18 protein-coding genes and 1 pseudogene are annotated in these 19,486 nt (G+C 63.0%); 10 read left to right on the top strand and 9 right to left on the bottom strand.

Going from position 1 to position 19,486, the window contains the following annotated elements; genetic code table 11:
- The first annotated feature begins 60 nt into the window (after nt 1-60).
- The 3 genes from NKH91_RS11595 (at nt 61) to NKH91_RS11585 (ending at nt 2,774) form a co-directional block, all read left to right on the top strand.
- A complete protein-coding gene (locus tag NKH91_RS11595) occupies nt 61-729 on the top strand; it encodes a TfuA-like protein (protein WP_352715676.1) in 669 nt (222 codons plus the stop codon).
- A gap of 135 nt (nt 730-864) precedes the next feature.
- Entirely contained in the window at nt 865-2,013 is a 1,149-nt protein-coding gene (locus tag NKH91_RS11590) for a gluzincin family metallopeptidase (protein ID WP_502895965.1), read from the top strand.
- Between the two features lie 29 nt (nt 2,014-2,042).
- The gene (locus NKH91_RS11585; protein ID WP_352884898.1) at nt 2,043-2,774 is read left to right on the top strand and encodes a hypothetical protein; all 732 of its coding nucleotides are present in this window, start codon (nt 2,043-2,045) and stop codon (nt 2,772-2,774) included.
- A gap of 63 nt (nt 2,775-2,837) precedes the next feature.
- Here the strand turns inward: NKH91_RS11585 and NKH91_RS11580 are convergent, their stop codons facing one another.
- Together NKH91_RS11580 and NKH91_RS11575 are read right to left on the bottom strand one after the other, a co-directional pair.
- Nucleotides 2,838-3,767: a DnaJ C-terminal domain-containing protein gene (locus NKH91_RS11580; RefSeq protein WP_352846037.1), complete on the bottom strand. Its 930-nt coding sequence runs from the start codon at nt 3,765-3,767 to the stop codon at nt 2,838-2,840.
- A gap of 103 nt (nt 3,768-3,870) precedes the next feature.
- On the bottom strand, nt 3,871-4,332 hold the full coding sequence (locus NKH91_RS11575) for an RT0821/Lpp0805 family surface protein (RefSeq protein WP_352588994.1): 462 nt from the start codon (nt 4,330-4,332) through the stop codon (nt 3,871-3,873).
- Nucleotides 4,333-4,371: 39 nt separating this feature from the next.
- Between NKH91_RS11575 and pdxH the strand changes: the two genes are divergently transcribed.
- From pdxH to NKH91_RS11560, 4 genes and pseudogenes are all read left to right on the top strand, one after another.
- Nucleotides 4,372-4,989 carry a pyridoxamine 5'-phosphate oxidase gene (gene pdxH / locus NKH91_RS11570; RefSeq protein ID WP_292663882.1) on the top strand — a complete coding sequence of 206 codons (618 nt, stop codon included), beginning with the start codon at nt 4,372-4,374 and terminating at the stop codon, nt 4,987-4,989.
- 27 nt (nt 4,990-5,016) lie between these two features.
- Nucleotides 5,017-5,189, top strand: a pseudogene (locus tag NKH91_RS32345) (CopG family ribbon-helix-helix protein); the annotation flags it as partial.
- A 31-nt stretch (nt 5,190-5,220) separates the two neighbouring features.
- Nucleotides 5,221-5,583 (top strand): type II toxin-antitoxin system RelE/ParE family toxin, encoded by a 363-nt coding sequence (locus NKH91_RS11565; RefSeq protein WP_352950976.1) that lies wholly within the window; start codon nt 5,221-5,223, stop codon nt 5,581-5,583.
- A gap of 71 nt (nt 5,584-5,654) precedes the next feature.
- Nucleotides 5,655-5,954 carry a hypothetical protein gene (locus NKH91_RS11560; protein ID WP_023716881.1) on the top strand — a complete coding sequence of 100 codons (300 nt, stop codon included), beginning with the start codon at nt 5,655-5,657 and terminating at the stop codon, nt 5,952-5,954.
- A 72-nt stretch (nt 5,955-6,026) separates the two neighbouring features.
- On the opposite strand, the gene NKH91_RS11555 is transcribed toward NKH91_RS11560, so the two are convergent.
- Nucleotides 6,027-6,779 (bottom strand): crotonase/enoyl-CoA hydratase family protein, encoded by a 753-nt coding sequence (locus NKH91_RS11555; protein WP_352483724.1) that lies wholly within the window; start codon nt 6,777-6,779, stop codon nt 6,027-6,029.
- A gap of 36 nt (nt 6,780-6,815) precedes the next feature.
- Complete coding sequence (locus NKH91_RS11550; RefSeq protein WP_352588988.1) at nt 6,816-8,579, bottom strand: acyl-CoA dehydrogenase family protein; 1,764 nt, start codon at nt 8,577-8,579, stop codon at nt 6,816-6,818.
- Between the two features lie 554 nt (nt 8,580-9,133).
- Here NKH91_RS11550 and NKH91_RS11540 point away from each other — a divergent pair.
- A complete protein-coding gene (locus NKH91_RS11540; RefSeq protein WP_352884896.1) occupies nt 9,134-10,294 on the top strand; it encodes a glycoside hydrolase family 25 protein in 1,161 nt (386 codons plus the stop codon).
- 21 nt (nt 10,295-10,315) lie between these two features.
- On the opposite strand, the gene purD is transcribed toward NKH91_RS11540, so the two are convergent.
- On the bottom strand, nt 10,316-11,593 hold the full coding sequence (gene purD / locus NKH91_RS11535; RefSeq protein ID WP_352547529.1) for a phosphoribosylamine--glycine ligase: 1,278 nt from the start codon (nt 11,591-11,593) through the stop codon (nt 10,316-10,318).
- A gap of 156 nt (nt 11,594-11,749) precedes the next feature.
- On the opposite strand from purD, the gene ubiA reads away from it, so the two are divergent.
- Complete coding sequence (gene ubiA / locus NKH91_RS11530; RefSeq protein WP_352588985.1) at nt 11,750-12,733, top strand: 4-hydroxybenzoate octaprenyltransferase; 984 nt, start codon at nt 11,750-11,752, stop codon at nt 12,731-12,733.
- 172 nt (nt 12,734-12,905) lie between these two features.
- Here ubiA and NKH91_RS11525 read toward each other — a convergent pair whose 3' ends face one another.
- The 3 genes from NKH91_RS11525 to NKH91_RS11515 form a co-directional block, all read right to left on the bottom strand.
- Nucleotides 12,906-13,472, bottom strand: coding sequence for a DUF6101 family protein (locus NKH91_RS11525; protein WP_023674094.1), 567 nt, complete (start codon nt 13,470-13,472; stop codon nt 12,906-12,908).
- Between the two features lie 185 nt (nt 13,473-13,657).
- Complete coding sequence (locus NKH91_RS11520) at nt 13,658-15,088, bottom strand: FAD-binding oxidoreductase (protein WP_352548667.1); 1,431 nt, start codon at nt 15,086-15,088, stop codon at nt 13,658-13,660.
- 18 nt (nt 15,089-15,106) lie between these two features.
- Complete coding sequence (locus tag NKH91_RS11515; protein ID WP_352483729.1) at nt 15,107-16,087, bottom strand: L-threonylcarbamoyladenylate synthase; 981 nt, start codon at nt 16,085-16,087, stop codon at nt 15,107-15,109.
- Between the two features lie 159 nt (nt 16,088-16,246).
- On the opposite strand from NKH91_RS11515, the gene NKH91_RS11510 reads away from it, so the two are divergent.
- A complete protein-coding gene (locus NKH91_RS11510) occupies nt 16,247-16,690 on the top strand; it encodes a hypothetical protein (RefSeq protein WP_352548670.1) in 444 nt (147 codons plus the stop codon).
- Nucleotides 16,691-16,719: 29 nt separating this feature from the next.
- Here NKH91_RS11510 and glyS read toward each other — a convergent pair whose 3' ends face one another.
- Nucleotides 16,720-19,302: a glycine--tRNA ligase subunit beta gene (gene glyS, locus NKH91_RS11505; protein WP_352483731.1), complete on the bottom strand. Its 2,583-nt coding sequence runs from the start codon at nt 19,300-19,302 to the stop codon at nt 16,720-16,722.
- Nucleotides 19,303-19,486: the final 184 nt, after the last annotated feature.

The raw sequence follows: 19,486 nt of genomic DNA, 5'->3' as shown, positions 1-19,486 counted from the left end.
CGGATGCGACCTCGGCTCGTTTTCACCGGCCCCACGCTATCGCATCCAGAGGCACAGCAGGTGGCCGACGTGATCTGCCTGGCGCCGGCGGTGCAAGGCTCAATCATAGCTGCGGTGCAGCGTTATGACCCCGCTGCAATTGTCATCATAGACGGCGCTTTCCAGGCTGAGCCGGCAGTGAGGCACAAGGAGATACTGTGGGCGATCAGCCAGGCCATCCCGGTGATTGGTGCCGGAAGCATGGGAGCCTTGCGAGCCGCCGAGCTTTACCCATACATGCACGGCGTTGGCCTTATCTATCGATGGTACCGCCGCTTTGCTTTGCTGCCTGACGACGCAGTGGCAGTGCTGTACGGTCCGAAGGCGGTGAATTTTTCGCCACTAACGCACGCTTTGGTTGATTTGCGAATGACCATCCGCGCTGCTTGGAGGCGGAACCTGATCTCCACCGATTTGTCAGGAAAGCTTGAGAATGTGGCCCGGAACCTCAATTTTCGGGAACGTACGCTGTCGCGAATGGTCCGCGAGGCATTGCCGGAAGCCAGTGATCATGATTTCGAAGTCTGCCGGCAAATTCTCGCAGGAGCTTTCGTTCAGCAAAAGAAACGCGACGCACTGTCAGCTCTGCAATTTATGCGCGAAAATGCATTGGTGCCGGCGGAATTGAAGAATTTCAGAATGACGGTCGCGTTTGTCCAGGATTTGGAGGACGCCGGCTTAGCAATCTGACGACAGAGTTGCCGGTGATACTTGGTGCAATTTACGAAGTGCAGGCTTCGTGATAGTGTCGCAGACCATGGGAGGGGCCGCGCAGTGGGAGGGGCCGCGAAGTTGAACGCGCTCGATGTCGCCGGTCGGGCGGGGATGTCGGCTGGAACACGCTTCCTGCTATACCCACAAGCGCCTTACGTTTCTGGGTACGAGAAACCCGAGGTAGTCTGGATTTCAACATCGCCTGGTTTGATCCATCCGGGCCCGGAGGATCGTCGCATATACGTGCGTGATCCCGTGCTGGACAAGCAGCCGTACGAGTATCCCTACCTGCCGCCCTTCGTTGGCGCGTATTTCCCACCAGCCGAACCCGGCTTTGATGGTCATTTCGACCACCTCTCTCTTCAGTCGCGCCAGTTCCTGGCAGCGCATGCGTTCGCGGCTGCGAGCCGGGTGCTGGACATCTGGGAAAGCTATCTGGGCAAGCCGATTGTCTGGTACTTCGCCGAAACATACGAGCGGCTTGAGATCATTCCCTGGGTTGACTGGGAGAATGCGCAATCGGGGTATGGCTATCTGGAGCTTGGCCGCGAGCGTGGAGCCGATGGGCACGGCCATCCATATGCTCTAAACTTCGACGTGATCGCGCATGAAATGGGTCACTCCATACTCTTTTCTCTCTTCGGAGTGCCTAAGGAAGGCCTGCAGGACGGCGACTTCGGGCCGTTCCACGAAGCCAACGCCGATCTTATTTCGCTGCTTTCGTTCCTGCATTTCGACAGCGGGATGGATCGATTGTTACGGCACAGCCAGGCAAACCTGCTTGTCCTCAACGAGCTCAACCGCATCGCCGAACTGACGGGCGACCGCCAGATCCGCCTTGCCAGTAACTCGCGCAAGATGACGGAAGTGACCGAAGAGATTCATGACAGGTCCCGCCCCTTCACGGGAGCGGTGTTCGATACCTTGGTCGATCTCTACCATGCCGGCCTGGTGCGGCAGGGCCTGGCCGACGAGCGCCTGCTTCGCTTCGACATCAGGCAGGTTGGCGAAGCCGACATGCGGCACATCTCCAACTTCACGGGCGATGCATTCCGGGCCAGTCCATTCCTTTTCAAGACCGAGCTAATCAAGGCGCGCGACGATGTCGCGCTTGCGCTAGCGCGCGCGTGGGCGCGGCTCGATGCCGATCATCTCACATTCGCAGTCGCAGCCTCCGCCATCATCGAAGTGTCCGACCACATCCGCCCGGCGATAGCGGCAAGCTTCGAGGAGAACTTCAGGTGGCGGGAAATTTTATGAACTGGTGATTACAACGGAGGAGAAGCAACATGAGCGACGATTTTCACCGACCGACACTGACTTTTCCCGATGGCGCGTATAACGCCAGCCAAGCAAGGCTCTACGGCATCCCCGGGAGTCGTGGTCTCGTGTTCCCGGGGAGTTCAAAGGCCGTCGGCACAAACAACACAAGCATTTCTTCAAATATATCTATGGACGATCCAAAAGATGATGAGAAAACTAATGCAGAAGTTAAGAAAGCAATAGAGGAATTAAGAGGTACAGGAAAAAATATATTATCTGACGAAGAAGTATTCAAAAACCTTATTACCATACCTGACTTTCCGTGGCCGATAGGACTGTCGTACCAAATTGCACTCGACACGCGAAAGTTTGGTAAAATCGCTTTATCAACATTGATAACTATAAAAGAGGCACTAGCGGAAGGACAATTGCTTTCTTGTGGGATTATTGTTGGTTATTCATATGAAGGACATTGCTATGATCTACCGAAACCGAAAATCATGTTAATCCCAGCCTTTCCTGAAAAAATCCCGCCCGACGATTGCGGCTATGACAAGAAAAATAACCAAAATGGGAGTGTGGAGGATAGATACATGCTTTGGATCGTCGACAAGCTTGATGAGTGCATTGAATTCGAAACGAACCAGGGGTTCGTCGAACAGATCGTTCTCGATGCAAATCTGCCCGGCAAGCGCTCGCCCACGATGTATGCTTCCCGGATGATGATGGGGCACCGCGGGGGAAGACTTGGCGACTGATAGGCGCGAGTGCACGCATGACCGATCGCGAGTTGTGGTCGGCTAGCCCCAGTTCGGCTTCCGTCAGCCCTTTCGCCGACGCATCAGCGCCTCGAGCTCGGCGTCGCCGCCTTCCGGCAGCATCAGCCGCACATGCGCGTAGAGATCAGCGTGACCGCCGGCTTTTTCCGGCAGGCCCCTGCCCTTCAGCCGCAGAACCTTGTCCGAGCTTGACCAAGGGGGAACATTGACCGCAATCCTGCCGGTCGGAGTTTCGACCGCCACCTTGGCGCCATGCACCGCATCGGCCAGTTCCACCGGCAGGTCGACATGCAGGTCGCGGCCCTCGACGCGGTAGCGCGGGTGCCGGCGAAAGCGGATCTTGACCAGTGCATCGCCCGGCTGCCCCGGCCCTTGCTCGCCCTGGCCTTTCAGGCGGATGGTCTGGCCGTCCTCGACATAGGCCGGCAACTTGACCGCCATCTTGCGGCCGTCGGGGAACATCGCCGTCACCTTCTCCGCGGTGGCGGCTTCCTCGATGGTGACGTCCAGCGTCACGTTGAGATCGGCGGCGGTCGGGGCCTGACGGCGGCCGCCCGCGCCGGCGCCGCGCTGCTGGGTGAAAGCATCGCCGAAGATCTGGCTGAAGATGTCGCTGTTGCCGTCGAACGGATCGCCGCCGGGACGGCCCGTGCGGAATTCGAAATGCGCGCCGCCCGGCCCTTGCTGCCGGCGGAAACCGGCGAAAGGATCGGCGCCGCCGGCCGCGCCTTCGAAACCCTGGAAACGCGGTTTGCCGTCGGCGTCGATCTCGCCGCGATCGAAAGCCGCCCGGTTCTTCTCGTCGCCGACAATCTCGTACGCCTGGTTGGCGGCGGCAAAACGGTCCTTCGCCTTGGGATCATCCGGATTCTGGTCTGGATGATACTTCTTGGCGAGCTTCCGGTACGCCGATTTTATATCCTTGGCCGATGCGTTCTTGGCAACGCCCAGCACCTCATAGGGGTCGCGCATGCTTACTGCCCTGGAGAAGGAGTGAGTCCATGATTTGCTACCCCTATATGCGCTCGCATAGGAAGAAATTCCAGTGGCTTGCCACCATATGGCTGGCGGAAAATCAGAGCGCCTTGAAGTCCTGCATTCGCCAGGCGCTGCCGCCGGCCAGGCATACTTCGCCCTTGAACAGCACGACGCCGTCGAAGCTTTCGCGTGACGCGGTGAAGCGACGGCATGTCTCGCCGTTAGCCCTGAATTCCGCCAGTTCGGTGATGGAGCCGCGCGAGCCGGTGTCGGCATTCGCCCAGGGAACGGCCTGCCCGGCCAGTTGCTCGACGTCGGCGGAGGACACGGCGTTGCGGATCGTGGCCTGGTCGGAGGCGCGGTCCTGATCGAGCGACGTGACTGGGGCCGGCGTGCTCGAGGTCAGCACCGAGCGGTCGACCTCCGCCTGCTCGAGGCTGAAGCCGCCGCCGCCACACGCGGCAAGCGGCAGGACGATTATCACGATCATGGCTTTGGCGCTGGCCGAAGCGATAACGTTCCATTGCCCACTGTCAAAAGCTTGCGCGATACGCGACAATCGGCAATCTCCCCAGCCGGCGACAAATTTGGGAAAACTATGAGCGAAACCGGGTTAACAAGCGGTGACTTTACCGAGGCGGCGGAGCCGTTCCGGCTTTTTGCGGCGTGGCTCGACGATGCGACGAAGAGCGAGATCAACGACCCCAACAGCGTGGCTCTGGCGACGGTCGATGCCGAGGGCATGCCGAATGTGCGCATGGTGCTGCTCAAGGGCTTCGATGAGGGCGGCTTCGTCTTCTACACGAACTTCGAGAGCGCCAAGGGCCGTGAGATCCTGGGCAGCATGAAAGCGGCAATGTGCTTCCACTGGAAATCGCTGCGCCGGCAGGTGCGGGCGCGCGGCCCGGTGGAGATCGTCACCGACGCCGAAGCCGATGCCTATTACGCGACCCGCCCGCGCGGCAGCCGCATCGGCGCCTGGGCCTCCAAACAGTCGCGGCCGCTGGAAAGCCGCTTCGCGCTGGAAAAGGCGGTCGCCGAATATACGGCGCGCCACGCTATCGGCGACATCCCGCGGCCAAAACACTGGTCGGGCTTCCGCATCGTGCCCCAGACCATCGAGTTCTGGCACGACCGTCCGTTCCGGCTGCACGACCGTGTCGTCTTTTCGCGCAACGCCGAGGGCGGCTGGGACAAGGTGAGGCTTTATCCGTAGGGGACGATGCCGCGCTGTTTCAATCGCAGGAGTGACTCCTATGTGGCTGCGCAGGCCATCGAGGATTTTGTAGCCCGTGAGGAATGGCAACTCGCCGAAATAGAGGCAGGATTGGCTGAAGCTCGCGCGGCGATTTTGCCAGTGCCGGCGAGGTAGAGGCTGTTGTCGGGAAATACGTCAAGTCGACCCGCCAGGCATAAGCCACAGTCAATCCGCTAAACCGAGCGGGCGCTGCGGCGGCTTGATGAAATCGGCGCGCATGGCGAGAAAGACAATCCCGAGGCCGCCGCGAGAGTCATTGCGCGCATCGTAACGGCGGCGGGACATCTCGCCGAACAACCGCGATGGGGCGTGTCGGGCGCATCAAGGGGACACGGGAACTCGTCTTGGTCGAAGCCGTATATCATCCCTCATCGCGTCGACGGCGAGACTGTCGAAATCCTCACCGTCATGCACGCCGCCCAGCGGTGGCTTAGGCCTTGTAAGTCGCTCGGCACCCAGGTCAGGCCATACCGCCTGCGCCGAACCACCCGGAACTCCCGGGCTCCAGAGACCTGGCGCTTCCGATCTCACTTCACGGTCTCGTGTGCGTGAAACGTTCCAGCTTGCGGGGACGAACCAGGGAAGGGCCCAACGCGCCGCTGGCGCAAATTCAGGAGGACGCAATGCATTCACTCAGGTTGGTCACGATAGCCGGTCTTGCCGGCCTTTTCGCTTCGCAGGCCTTTGCGGAGGACGCGATGGGGACAATGACGGTGATGAAGGGTGGCGAGGTCATGGCGATCATGCCCGATGGGCATATGGGCACCATGATGCCCGACGCGAAGATGAGCGCCGAAATGATGAAAATGGCGAAACCGATCAAGCATTGCATGATGTTGATGACCGACGCCAAAGGCAAGACATTCATGATCGACACGTCTTCGGCAAAGGCCCAGGCCGAATGTAAAAAAATGGCGATGTGACAAAGAGAGCATGGCGAGAAAACCCGCCGGTTGCTGCCGGCGGGTCCACGATGCGAGACAAGGCCAGAAGGTCTAGGCCTTTTTCCTGGTCAAGAAGGCGGTCAAGGCGGCGCGGGCTTCATCGGATTTGAGCCGCTCGCGGAAATGCTGGCTTTCCTGGCCGATGCGCTCGACAAGGTCTTCGCGCGAGCCGCGCATCAGGTCTCGCGCGATCCTCAGCGCTTGCGGCGGCTTGGCCGCGATCTGGCCCGCCGCCGCCAATACCGATGCTTCGAGTGCGTCTTCCTCGACCACCTCGTAGATCAGCCCGGCGGCCTTCGCCCGCTCGGCCGAAAAGCCCTCGCCAAGGCCAAGCAGCGCGAAAGCGCCCTGCCGGCCGAGGATCTGCGGTGCGAGCAGGCTCGAACCGGCCTCCGGCACAAGGCCGAGATCGACGAAGGGCGTCCGGAATATTGTGCGCGGCGTGGCGAACGTCAGGTCGCAATGCAGGTTGAGCGTGGTGCCGATGCCGACCGCAATCCCGTCGACGCCGGAAACCATGGGCTTTTCCACTTTGGCCAACGCCATCAGGAAATCCCAGACTTCGGTACCGCCTTCGCCGCCCGAGGCGATGACCATGAAATCGGCAAGGTCGTTGCCGGACGAGAAGGCACCGGGCACGCCGAGAAAGACATGGACGCGGATCGCCGGATCGGCGTCGCCGCCGGTAAGAGCCGCCGACATTGTCGCATACATGGCGCGGGTCAGGGCGTTCTTCTTGTCCGGACGGTTGATGCGGATGATCTGGATGGCGCCCTGGCGTTCGACGAGGATGTGGTCTGTCACGGATTGTCCTTTGTGAATTTCGGGCGTTTGCGAACGTCAGGCTGAAATCAGCGACTTGCCGGCAACGCCAAGGCTGTCGGCGCCGCCGATGACGCGCTCCTTCAGCGCGCCCACCTCGCCCAGCAGGTTCTCGGCGAAGAACCGGCAAAGCGCGATGCGGTTTTGGTCGGCAAGCGCACCGCGCGCCAGATAGGCGCTGCCAGCGGCAAGCGAGATCAGCCTGAGATAAGGTGTGGCGCCGGCCAGCGCCTCGTCCGAACGGCCTTCGGCCTGCAGGTCTTGCAGGAAACGGGTTGCCTGGGAGAGGTCGTCGAGCGCCTGGTCGAGCCGATCGGCGGTGCGGCCGAAGCCTTCAAGGTTCGACGCTCGCACCGCATCGGCGACGGCCTTGAGCTCGGCGATGTAGCCATGCACATGCTGGCCGCCGCCGAGCGGCAGTTTGCGCGTCACCAGATCGATTGCCTGGATGCCATTGGTGCCTTCGTAAATGGGCGCAATGCGTGCGTCGCGATAAAGCGCTGCAGCCCCCGTCTCCTCGATGAACCCCATGCCGCCATGCACCTGAAGCCCAAGCGAGGCGACCTCGACGCCGACATCGGTGGAAAACGCCTTAGCCAGCGGCGTCAAAAGATTGGCGCGTTCCTGCCAGTGCTTTGCATCCTCGCTCGCGGACGCGAGATCGATGGCGTGGGCGCAGGAATAGCAGATGGCGCGGGCAATCTGGGTCAGCGCCTTCATAGTCAGAAGACTGCGCTGGATGTCGGGGTGATGCACGATCGGCGCCATGCCGGCACCGCGATAGCTTGCCGCCTTGCCTTGCCGGCGATCATTGGCGTAGGCCAGCGCCTTCTGCGTCGCCGCCTCGGCGACCGCGACGCCCTGGATGCCGACGGCAAGACGCGCATTGTTCATCATGGTGAACATGCAGGCGAGGCCTTTGTTCTCCTCGCCGACCAGCCAGCCAATCGCGCCGGGCGTGCTGCCTTCGAAGCCATCGCCATAGATCATGGTGCAGGTCGGCGAAGCGTGGATGCCCAATTTGTGCTCCAGCGCGGAGCAGAAGACGTCATTGCGCCCGCCCAGCGCGCCATCGTCGCCAACCAGGAATTTCGGCACCAGGAACAGCGAAAGGCCACGCGTGCCGGCCGGCGCGTCCGGCAGCCGCGCCAGCACCAGATGGATGATGTTGTCGGTGAAATCGTGCTCGCCATAGGTAATGAAGATCTTTTGCCCGAAGATGCGGTAGGTGCCGTCGCCGGCCGGCTCGGCACGGGTTCGCAAGGCATTCAGGTCCGAGCCGGCCTGCGGCTCGGTCAGGTTCATAGTGCCCATCCATTCGCCAGAGACCAGCTTTTCCAGATATTTGGCCTTGAGCGCTTGCGAGCCGTGCTTGTCGAGTGCTTCGACCGCACCCATGGTCAGCGTCGGAGCGATGCCGAACGCCATTGAGGCGGAGTTCCACATTTCGAGCGCGGCGGCGCCGAGCATGGCCGGCAGCGCCTGGCCGCCATACGCTTCCGGCGCGGACAGCGCGTTCCAGCCGCCATCTATCCAGCGGCGATAAAGTTCCTTCCAGCCGGTTGGCGTGGTGACGGCAGCGCCGTTGAGCACCGCGCCTTGCCGGTCGCCGATCTCATAGAGCGGCGCCACCTCCTCACTGGCGAAACGGCCGGCCTCGGCCAGAATGGCGTCGACGAGGTCTTCGCCGAGTTCGCCAAAGGTGCCGGCATCGAGCGCCGCCTTCAAGCCGGCGACATGCTTCAGGGTGAAGGCGATTTCCTCGACCGGTGCCCGATACATGGCGCTCGCTTCTCCTCAGCCTGGCTCTCCTCAGTCCGGCAGGCCAAGTTAAGACCCGTGCCGGCGCAAAATCATCTGCTTTCGGAGTTCCCTGTCCATCTTCTTTTTACGTAAACGTCAAACTTTGTCACGTGGATTTTGCAATTGCCACGACGCAGGCTAAATTCGCCAAGATAGAGCAGAATACCGAAATAGGATTGCCTCGTGCTCGCAGACTTGACGCCCATCGCTGCATCGAATGCGCCTGCTTTGGCGGGCGGCCGGTTTTTGCTATCATGAAGGTAAGGTCGAGAACGGCGCAGCCTATTGGTCGGATCGCGGCACATTGTGCTCACCACCATGCTCGCTGACCCCTCATCGCAAACGCGAGGCCGAGGGAACGCTGTCGCAAGTGCCGGCGCTCAATCCGTTTCATATCCCCTCTCGCCAGTGACAACCATCAAGACCATCGACGGAGAAGCTGTCCGAGCCGTGGCATCCGCGGGCCGCGATCGAAAGCATTTCCTTAACCATGGCGGTTCAGGATCTGGCTTTGGCCAGCAAGGACCTGCTGTTTGAAAACGCCGGCGCACCCCCTTGTCCGCTCAGCGCTTCTCCTTGTCGCGGCCGCGATAACCCTGGCGCTGACGCCGGCAAGGGCCTCGGATTTCTCCGAACCGTGGAAGGATGCGGACCGGGCGCTGGTCGTCGACGCCTACGAATACAATTCCATTGACTGGACCCGGCTAGCTGCCGACAAGCGTCTTGTCGGCTTCATCAACAAGGCATCCGACGGAATGCCGCCACCCTATTTCTGTTTCGGCGACGAGACCGAGATGCGTCTGTGCAAGACGCTTTGGAAGCGCCATGCGATGGCACAGGAACTGTTCCAGACGCGCAAGGTGGTGGCCAAGGCGCTGGGCCTGAAATGGGGTGCCTATCATCTCGCCCGCCCTGGCAACCCCGTGGGACAGGCCGATAATTTCATCAATTTCGTGAAACCCGGGCCGGATGACCTGCTTGCCCTCGACATCGAGGACGATGATCCCACCCAATGGATGTCGCTCGAGGATGCCGAGGAATTCGTGCGCCATGTGCATCGTCGGGTTGGCCGCTTTCCGGTGCTCTACACCAACGGCACGACCGCCAGGCATATCGCCGACAATAAGTATAAATACCCGCTCCTGTCCCGGTTGCCGCTGTGGTACGCGCGTTATAAGCCAGACATCGATGTGCATTTTCCGATGGGCAACTGGCAGGGCTATGCGCTCTGGCAGTTTTCGGCGCGAGCAAATTGCGGCCGGTTCCGCTGTCCCTACAGGGTTGCGGGCACGCCCAACGATATCGATGTCAGCGTCGCGCCGATGAACGCGACGGAATTGCGCGCACAGTGGCCGTTCGGCGGCCTGATCGACGTGCAGCCGGATTATCTCGCCTCGATACCGGTGCCGCTCTCACGCGAGGCGGGGCTCGCCGGCACTGCCATGACCTATGCCACAGTGGCAGCACCCGCGAGCCTCGAGCAACTGGTCGCGGTATTCAGGACGCGCTTGGCCAGGTTCAGCAGCGGCTTTCAAATGCCTGCGGCGAAGGCGGCGCCGAGCCTTCCGCGCGGGATTGCCGAATATGTTGCCTGGACGCGAAACGAAGAGCGCCTGGCATCGGTGTCTGGAATTGCCCCCACCGCCGATGCGGTCAGCAGCGTCTCGACCGTATTCGGCCGCGGCCTGCGCTGAGGCTGAGGGCCGCCTGAAGCGTCAGTTCGCCTGCTCGCGCGCCACCGCCAGCCAGCCAATGTCGCGGCGGCAAAAGCCTTGCGGCCAGTCGATCCGGTCGAGCGCGGCGTAAGCCTTCTTCTGCGCCTCGCCGACGGTGCGGCCGGTCGCCGTGACGTTGAGCACGCGACCGCCATTGGCGACGAGTGCGCCGCCGTTGATGGCGGTGCCGGCGTGAAAAATCTCGACGCCGTCGCCTGCCGCTGCCTCGACGCCGCGAATGACCGAGCCCTTTTCCGGCGTGCCGGGATAACCCCTGGCTGCCATCACCACGGTGAGCGCCGCCTCGTCGCGCCAGCGCACCGAGGTGTGCGCCAGCTGGCCGTCGGCGGCGGCGTTGAGTAGGACCAGGAGATCGTCCTTCAGCCGCATCATCAGCACCTGGCATTCCGGGTCGCCGAAACGGGTGTTGTATTCGATCAGCTTCGGCCCGCTGTCTGATATCATCAGCCCGGCGAACAGCACGCCGGAAAACGGCGCGCCTGTTTCAGCCATGCCGCGCATGGTCGGCTCGACGATCTCGCGCATGGTGCGGTCGATCATCTCCGGCGTCATCACCGGCGCCGGCGAATAGGCGCCCATGCCGCCGGTGTTGGGGCCGGTGTCGCCGTCACTGAGGCGCTTATGATCCTGCGCGGTGCCGAAGGGCAGCGCGGTGATGCCGTCGCAAAGGCAGAAGAAGCTTGCCTCTTCGCCGCTGAGAAACTCCTCGACCACCACTTCGGCGCCGGCCTGGCCGAAGGAGCCGTCGAAACAGGCGTCGAGCGCGGCCAGCGCCTCGTCAAGCGTCATGGCGACGGTGACGCCCTTGCCGGCAGCGAGGCCGTCGGCCTTGATGACGATCGGCGCACCCATTCTCTCGACATAGGCCTTGGCCGAAGCCAGATCGCCGAAGCGGCCATAGGCGGCGGTCGGGATGCCGTATTTGGCGCAGAGGTCCTTGGTGAACCCCTTCGAGCCTTCCAGCCGTGCCGCTGCCTTTGACGGGCCGAAGACGCGGATGCCCTCGGCGCGAAGGTCGTCGGCAATGCCGGCGACCAGCGGCCCTTCCGGGCCGACCACGACGAGGTCTATTTCTTTCTCGCGGCAAAACCGGACCACCGCTGCATGATCCGAAACATCGAGCCTCACCAACTCGGCTTCGCCGCCGATGCCCGGATTGCCGGGCGCCGCGTAGAGTTTGGTCAGCAGCGGCGACGCCGCCATCTTCCAGGCCAACGCATGTTCTCGTCCGCCGGAGCCGATCAGCAAAACACGCATGCCTGGATTCCTTGCCCGTTCCGATCAGGACTGCGCTATTGCGCCCCGGGCGGCGGGTCAAGACATTTGGCTGTCCGCGGCGGCGATTCCGCGCCGCGAGCGGATCCGGCCTGCTTGACGCTTGACGGCATTCGCCTCTGCTGCCACTCCAGCAAAATGGAAACCGTCCAGTCGAAAGCGGCCCAGGGCCGCGTCGCCGATGCGCCGAGCGGCCACTGGGTCTATCGCGCGCTGCCGCGGGGGTTGTGGCCCTATGCGCAGCTTGCCCGATGGGACCGGCCGATCGGCTGGCAATTGCTGCTGTGGCCATGCTGGTGGTCGGCTGCACTTGCCGCGAGCGCCTATCCGCGTCCGACGGACCCGCTGCTCTCGCTGCTGCCGTCGCCGTGGTATCTGCTGCTGTTTTTTCTTGGCGCGTTCGCCATGCGTGGCGCCGGCTGCACCTACAACGACCTGGTCGACGAGGACATCGACAACCAGGTGGAACGCACACGCTCGCGGCCGCTGCCGGCCGGCAAGGTTACGCGCCGGCAGGCCTGGATGTTTGTTGTCTTGCAGGCACTGGTCGGCCTCGCCGTGCTTTTGCAGTTCAACAGCTTGGCCATCTTGCTCGGCATCGGCTCGCTGGTCATCGTCGCCATCTACCCGTTCATGAAGCGGTACACCAATTGGCCGCAACTGGTTCTCGGTCTTGCCTTTTCCTGGGGGGCGCTGATGGGATGGGCGGTCGAGTTCGGCGATCTCGATGGGCCGGCAATCATGCTCTATATCGGCTCGATCCTGTGGGTGATCGGCTATGACACGATCTATGCGCATCAGGACAAGGAGGACGACGCCATCGTCGGCGTGCGCTCGACGGCGCGCCTGTTCGGCGACAACACCAAGGCCTGGCTTGCCGGACTTTATGGCGGAGCGCTGGTCTGCTTCGCGATTGCTTTCGCCTCGGCGCAGGCACCGGTGCCGGCGCTCGCCGGGCTGATTGCCGCCGGCGCCCATCTGGCGCGGCAGATCGGCGTGCTCGACATCGACGATCCGGACCAGTGCCTGAGGCTGTTCAGATCGAACAACCAGGTCGGCTGGCTGATCTTCCTCGGCCTGATCGGCGGCGCGGTTTGGGTGGCGCTGAAGCCGCTGGTTTAGGAGCCTTTTCCCTTCTCCCCCTGTGGGAGAAGGTGGATTGGCGCGTAGCGCCAAGACGGTTGAGGGATGTTGGAAGAAATGAGGCGTTGGCGGTCCCTGGAACACCCCTCATCCGACCGAGCTCCGCTCGGCCACCTTCTCCCACAGGGGGAGAAGGAAGAGGCGCTCAGGCCTATTCCCGCGAAATAAGCTCCTCGCCGCCGATGACCAGCCTGAGGCCGAGGTCGCCGGCGCGGCGGCGGGCGAGGAAGCGCGGGCGGCGCATGGTCGAGACGCGACCTTTGCGACGGTCCTGCGCCGGGAGCGCCTTGATGGCGGCGCCGAGTGATTCTTCCAGCGTGCGAGCAATGCCGTCGGCCTCGATCAGAAGCATCGGCAGGCGGTAGGCGTCGGCCCAGGCGCGCCAGTCGGCGGCGACGTCGTCGAGATCGTCGGCGACCAGCAGCGGCACCGACAGCATCGGGTCGTTGTGCAGAAGCTCAAGCGTCACTGTGACATTGCCATCCGGATCCTCCATGGCGCGGGCGGCGACGCCGCGAAACGCGTTGGCGGGCAGAGCGATGATCGCCGGCACGCCACTCATCTCCAGCGTGCGGCGGATAACCGCGCCGCGCTGATCGATGGTGAAGGTAACGTCGCCATAGTCGTCGCGCGTGGCGTAGCTCACCACCTGCGGCAGGCGGAATGGGTCGAGGCGCATATTGCGCCCGGCCCAGACTGGCTTCAGTCCAGTGTTCATATCGTGCCTTTCCTGTTTCTCCTGAGAGCCGGTGTTTCCGGATCTCCGGGCCGGTTTTCCCAGCCTCGTTGTGCAGAAACATTAGCGCGAGCTTCTTATCCTCGCGCTTAAGAAAGTCGGTTAAATTTTGCTGATCCGAGGCGGATGGTTATCGGAATACGAACCGGCGCGGGCCGGCGAAAGGATCAGATAACCTTACCGGGATTCATGATGCCGGCGGGATCGAAAGCGGCCTTCACCCTGCGCATCAGCTCGATCGCGATCGGCGGCGCCGTCGCGATCAATTCGTCCCGCTTCAACTGGCCGATGCCGTGCTCGGCCGAGATCGAGCCATGAAACGAGCGCACGACGTCGTGCACGGCCTTGTTCATGACGTGGTAAAGGCCGAGAAACGCCTCGTCGTCACCGTCGACCGGCCGGGAAATGTTGTAGTGCAGATTGCCGTCGCCCATGTGGCCGAAGCAGACGACGCGTGCGCCGGGACTGACCGATTGCACGGCGCCGGCGGCCTTTTCGATGAAGGGCGGGATCGACGCCACCGGTACCGAGATGTCGTGCTTGATCGAGGCACCTTCGGGTCTCTGCGCCTCGGGCAGCACTTCGCGGAAATTCCAGAACGCATCGCCCTGGGCGATGCTTGACGCGATCACCGCATCGCCGACGATCCCTTGCTCGAGGCCTGCCTCCAGCACCTCTTCGATCAGCGCCCGTGCATCCTCGGCCGAGCGGCCCGACGAGATCTGCATCAGCACATACCACGGCCAATCGCCGGCCAGCGGCCGCACTACGCCTTGTGCGTGGGCAAGCGTGAAGTCGTAAGGCCTCTGGCCGATCAGCTCGAAGGCGGTGAGCGCTGCCCCTGCACGGTCCATCGCGAGGCTGAACAGCGACAGTGCCGCCTCCGGCGATGACAGGCCGGCAAACGCCACCTCGCGCCCCTTGGGCTTGGGGAAAAGCTTGAGCACGGCGGCGGTGATGATGCCGAGCGTACCCTCGGCGCCGACGAACAGGTCCTTCAGATCATAACCGGTATTGTCCTTCTTCAGCTTGCGCAGGTCGTCGAACACTTCGCCGGTCGGCAGCACCACTTCGACGCCGAGGCAGAGTTCGCGCGCATTGCCGTAGGCAAGCACGCCGGTGCCACCGGCGTTGGAAGAGAGATTGCCGCCGATCTGGCAGGAGCCTTGCGCGGCAAGCGACAGCGGAAACAGCCGGTCGGCGGCATCGGCCGCTTCCTGCAGCGTCTGCAGGATGACGCCGGTTTCGACCGTCACCGTGTTGGACAGGGTATCGATCTCACGGATGCGGTTTAGCCGCGACAGCGACAGCACGATCTCGCGGCCGGACGCGTCCGGCACCTGGGCGCCGACCAGCCCGGTGTTGCCGCTTTGCGGTACAATCGGCGTGCCCGTTTCGCTCGCCAGCCGCATGATGCGGCTGACCTCCTCGACGGTCCCCGGCCTCAGCACCAGCGCCGTCCTGCCGTGCCAAAGTCCGCGCCGCTCGGCGAGGTAAGGCGTGATGTCCTGCTGGTCGCGCAGCGCATATTTGTCGCCGACGATTGTCACAAAGCGCGCGATGACGGCAGGATCGAGGTCGGGGGAAATGTCGTTCATGGGTGGAAACTATGGTGCTCAATCCATCTTGTCACGAGGGGCGATCTTGTCACGCGGGGCGGCGGCGCGCGAAAGCCTGTCGTTGATCGCCTCGCCCAGCCCTTCGAACGGGATCGGCTCGACGGCGATGGTTTTGGCGCCGCTGCCATCGAGATCCTGCAGATGAGCGAAGAGATTGCTTGCTGCCTCGCGCAGGTCGCCGGTCTCCGACAAATTGCGCAGTGCGGCTGCATCGCGCCAGCCCTCGGCACGGCGGCGGCCGAAGGCCAGCAAGGCTTCGCCTGTGGCGACCTTGCCGGCATTGAGCCGCACCGCCGCACCCGGAGCGTAATGCGAGGCGAGCATGCCGGGCGCCTCGATGCCCGAAGCGCCGCGCAGCAACTTTGTCCCGGCCACTGCTTCGATCTCTTCGGCGGCAATGCCGCCCGGTCGCAGCAGCCGCAGCTTTCCGGCTTCGACCTTGAGGATCGTCGATTCCAGCCCGACCCGCGTCGCGCCGCCATCGACGATGAGCTTGATCCGGGGACCGAGGTCGGCGGCCACGGCCTCGGCCGTGGTGGCGCTGATCCTGCCCGAGGAATTGGCGCTGGGCGCCGCAAGCGCGCGGCCGAACCTGGCGATCAGCTCGCCGCCAAAGCCTTTCGGCATGCGCAGCGCGATGGTGTCCAGACCGGCGGTGACCAGCGGATGAATGCCGTTGCCGGGCCGCTGCGGGAGAACCAGCGTCAGCGGTCCCGGCCAGAATGCCTGCGCCAATCTTTCCGACAGCGGATCGAACAGCGCGATGCGCTCGGCCATCGTCGGATCGGCTATATGGGCGATCAGCGGGTTGAAGCGCGGGCGACCCTTGGCTTCGAAGATACGAGCCACGGCAACGCCATTGGTCGCGTCGCCGGCCAGCCCATAGACGGTCTCGGTCGGTATGGCGACGACGTCGCCGCTTTCGAGCAGCGCCAACGCCCTTTCCATCGCCTCGCCGACGGTACGAATTTCAGCCACTGTCGTCACCTCACGGATACGGGTGCCTAATACGGCGACGCCGGGCGAGCAAGCCCAGGCGTTGGCGAATCGCAAATCGCTAAAATGCTATGTTTCCCCGCAAGCCGGCATCAACTGCCCTCGGCTAGGGTGCCGTCTTCTTGGGCAAGGGGAACTATCATGCTTTCGATGCGTATCCTTGGTGCGCTTGGTCTGGCGGTTATGGCCGGCACGGCACAGGCCTCGTCGCTGGTTTTTCTCGGGCAGACGACGGCGACGCCTTCGGTGGTCGGTACGGTGGCCAGTCCCGGCTCGGTCGAGCGGACGAAAACACCGTCGATCGTCGCGCTTGGCGAGAAGCTGGCCAACGTCAATGGAAACGTCACCGATGAAAAGGTCGCGGCAATCCCGAGCCAGCCGAGCCATGGCTTCACCGGAAGCCCGATGATCATTCGCGGCGGTATCGTCGGCGATGCCTTTGCAACGCCCGCGCCCAGAGCCGCGCCGGCCACCGCCGCCGCGCCCGCCGCGAACAGCAAGGCCGATCCAAAGGTCGCCAGCAAAACCCCTGAGCCGGCAGCGCCGCAGCCTGCGCCGCTAGCAGCTCCCGACCAGCCCAAATAGCGCCACAAGCGATGATTTTTTCCCAGACGTCAGCCGGCTATCTTGGAGAAATCCGCGACCCGGTCGGTCGCCGCGCGGATGCGGGCGAGCAATGCCAGGCGATTGGCGCGCACCGCCTGGTCCTCGTCGTTTACCAGGACTTTCTCAAAGAATGAATCAACCGGCTCGCGCAACACGCTAAGCGCCAGCATGGCGGCGGAAAAGTCTTCGTTTTGAATTCCTTCGCCGGCTTGCCTCTCGGCCTGATTCACCGCCGCGAACAGGGTTTTTTCGGCGCCCTCCCGGAACAGAGCCGGCTCAACGCTGCTTGCGATCGCTGTCGCCTTCTTCTCTTCGGCAGCCACGATGTTGGCCGCGCGCTTGGTGCCGGCAAGCAGGTTCTTGCCGTCCTCGGTGTCGAGGAACGAGCCAAGGGCTTCGACCCGGCGGACGATTTGCAGAAGGTCGTCGTTTTGCGAAGCCCCCTCATCCGGCCGCTTCGCGGCCACCTTCTCCCCGAGGGGAGAAGAGGTCGCCAACGCCGGTGCCAGCCTCTTCTCCCCAGCGGGGAGAAGGTGGCCCGAAGGGCCGGATGAGGGGGCAGCGCCACTCGCCAGCACCGCGTCGATCAGGTCGTGCCGCGCACCCTGATCGCGGAGATAGACTTTGAGGCGATCGTGGAAGAAGGAGAGGAGATTGTTGATCTCTTGCTGCTGCCTTTCTCCGGAACGCTCAAAGGTGTTGTTTGAGATTGCGGAATCGCGTTCGATGACGAGATCGGTAAGCGAATCTCCTCCGAGTTGCTGCTCTAGCTCCGCAGCAATTTCGAACTGTCGGTCGAGTTTGGGATCGCGTATGTGACCTGCAATATCTTCGGACGCGATATTGGCCACAGATTTCAGGGACAACCTAATCCCGTTCTCAATCAGTATCCTCGTTACCCCCAGCGCCGCTCTCCGCAGCGCATAGGGGTCCTTCGATCCGGTCGGTTTTTCGTCGATCGCCCAGAACCCGACCAGCGTATCGAGCTTGTCGGCGAGCGCCACGGCGATCGATACCGGATCAGTCGGCACGCGATCTGACGGCCCCTGCGGCTTGTAGTGCTCCTCGATCGCAGCGGCGACCGACGGATGCTCGCGTTGCAGCAGGGCGTATTTGCGACCCATGGCGCCCTGCAGTTCCGGGAATTCGCCAACCACCTCGGTGGTGAGATCGGCCTTGGCGAGGACGGCAGCGCGACGCGCCAGCGCGGTAATCTCCCCCCTTGAGGGGGAGATGTCGCCGAAGGCGACAGAGGGGATCGGTGCGTCCTGACGCGACTCTCTCTTGTGGACCGAGGATGCCGGCGCTTCACGCGAAGCGACCCCCTCTGGCCTGCCGGCCATCTCCCCCTCAAGGGGGGAGATTGCGCGCACCACGATTGGTGCCAGTTCTTCGGCCAAGCGCGCAATCCGCTCCACCCGCTCGCCCTGCGTGCCGAGCTTGGCATGAAACGTCACATTGAGATGGTCGAGGCGGGCCATGCGCTGGTCGAGCGGCTTGTTGAGGTCAAGCCCGAACTTTTCCGCCGATGCCTGCAACTGGTCGAGATCCGGCAGGTCGCCCTGGTCGGTCTTCCAGAAATAGAGCGCGTCGGACAGGCGGGCGCGCACCACCTTGCCGTTGCCATGGGCGATCTCCTTGCCGCCATCCTTGGCCTCGACATTGGCGGTCAGGATGAAGCGGTTGGAGAGCTCTTCGCCCGCGCCATGCGGCCGCGTCACAAAACACTTCTGGTTGGCGCGGATGGTGAGCCGGATCACCTCGGCCGGAATGGCCAGAAAATCCTGCTCGAATTCGCCCATCAGCACGACGGGCCATTCGACCAGGCCCGACACTTCCTCCAGCAGCCCCTCGTCCTCGACGAGGTCGAGCCCGCTGGCGAAGGCGAGGTTCCTGGCATCGGCAAGAATGATCTCCTTGCGTCGGTCGGCATCGAGCACGACCTTGGCCGCTTCAAGCTTGGCGACGTAATCGTCAAAGCGGCGCACCGTGATGGCGCCCGGCGCATGAAAACGGTGGCCGTAGGTGACGTTGCCTGAGCGGATACCGTCGATCTCGAAATCGACCACCACCGGCTCCTCGGTTTCCGGGCCGAAGGTGCACAGGATCGATTGCAGCGGCCGCACCCAGCGCAGCGACCCGGGCTTGGCCGACGCCGGCCCCCAGCGCATCGATTTCGGCCAGGGGAAGTTGCGGATGATGCCCGGCACCAGCTCGGCGATGATCTGCTCCGCCGACCTGCCCGGCCTGGAAATATGGGCGACATAGAAGTCGCCCTTCTTCGGATCGGAATGGACATGCGCCTCGGCAATCGAGGCAAGGCCGGCCTTGCGCAGAAAACCTTGCACCGCCTGCTCGGGCGCCTTGGTCGAGGGGCCCTTGATCTCCTCGCTGATGTCCTTCGAGCGGGCGGTCAGGCCGCGGATGTCGAGCGCCAACCGACGCGGCGTCCAATATTCGCGCGCCGCCTCATAGGTCAGCCCGGCTTCAACCAGACCGTCGGTCAAAAGCTTCCTGAGATCGCCGGCCGCCTTGCGCTGCATGCGAGCGGGGATTTCTTCGGAACGAAGTTCTAGAAGCAGGTCAGGCATTGAAAGAGCTCACGCGACAAAAAACAGCCGCCGCTTCGCGGCGTCCTCCCCCATCGAGGCGGAGGTAAGCGGGGCATAGCAACTCGGTCGGCCGCTGTCACCCTTCCCAGCAAGATCGGGCCAGCACGATCAAGGCGTCCAGCGGCGATTTCCGAAAAAATTCAGCCTCCTGTCGGACACGCGC

Origin of the sequence: Mesorhizobium sp. M0894 (assembly GCF_040319725.1) — a bacterium.
In the GTDB taxonomy this organism is placed as follows: Bacteria; Pseudomonadota; Alphaproteobacteria; order Rhizobiales; family Rhizobiaceae; genus Mesorhizobium.
Note: the sequence above shows the minus strand (reverse complement) of the source record. Positions and strands in the feature narration are given on the sequence as shown.

Coding starts and splice junctions, on each gene's coding strand:
- NKH91_RS11590 (WP_502895965.1), top strand. CDS start 865: ATGTCGGCTGGAACACGCTTCCTGCTATACCCACAAGCGCCTTACGTT.
- NKH91_RS11585 (WP_352884898.1), top strand. CDS start 2,043: ATGAGCGACGATTTTCACCGACCGACACTGACTTTTCCCGATGGCGCG.
- NKH91_RS11580 (WP_352846037.1), bottom strand. CDS start 3,767: ATGCGCGACCCCTATGAGGTGCTGGGCGTTGCCAAGAACGCATCGGCC.
- pdxH (WP_292663882.1), top strand. CDS start 4,372: ATGAGCGAAACCGGGTTAACAAGCGGTGACTTTACCGAGGCGGCGGAG.
- NKH91_RS11560 (WP_023716881.1), top strand. CDS start 5,655: ATGCATTCACTCAGGTTGGTCACGATAGCCGGTCTTGCCGGCCTTTTC.
- NKH91_RS11550 (WP_352588988.1), bottom strand. CDS start 8,579: ATGTATCGGGCACCGGTCGAGGAAATCGCCTTCACCCTGAAGCATGTC.
- purD (WP_352547529.1), bottom strand. CDS start 11,593: ATGCGTGTTTTGCTGATCGGCTCCGGCGGACGAGAACATGCGTTGGCC.
- ubiA (WP_352588985.1), top strand. CDS start 11,750: ATGGAAACCGTCCAGTCGAAAGCGGCCCAGGGCCGCGTCGCCGATGCG.
- NKH91_RS11525 (WP_023674094.1), bottom strand. CDS start 13,472: ATGAACACTGGACTGAAGCCAGTCTGGGCCGGGCGCAATATGCGCCTC.
- NKH91_RS11520 (WP_352548667.1), bottom strand. CDS start 15,088: ATGAACGACATTTCCCCCGACCTCGATCCTGCCGTCATCGCGCGCTTT.
- NKH91_RS11510 (WP_352548670.1), top strand. CDS start 16,247: ATGCTTTCGATGCGTATCCTTGGTGCGCTTGGTCTGGCGGTTATGGCC.
- glyS (WP_352483731.1), bottom strand. CDS start 19,302: ATGCCTGACCTGCTTCTAGAACTTCGTTCCGAAGAAATCCCCGCTCGC.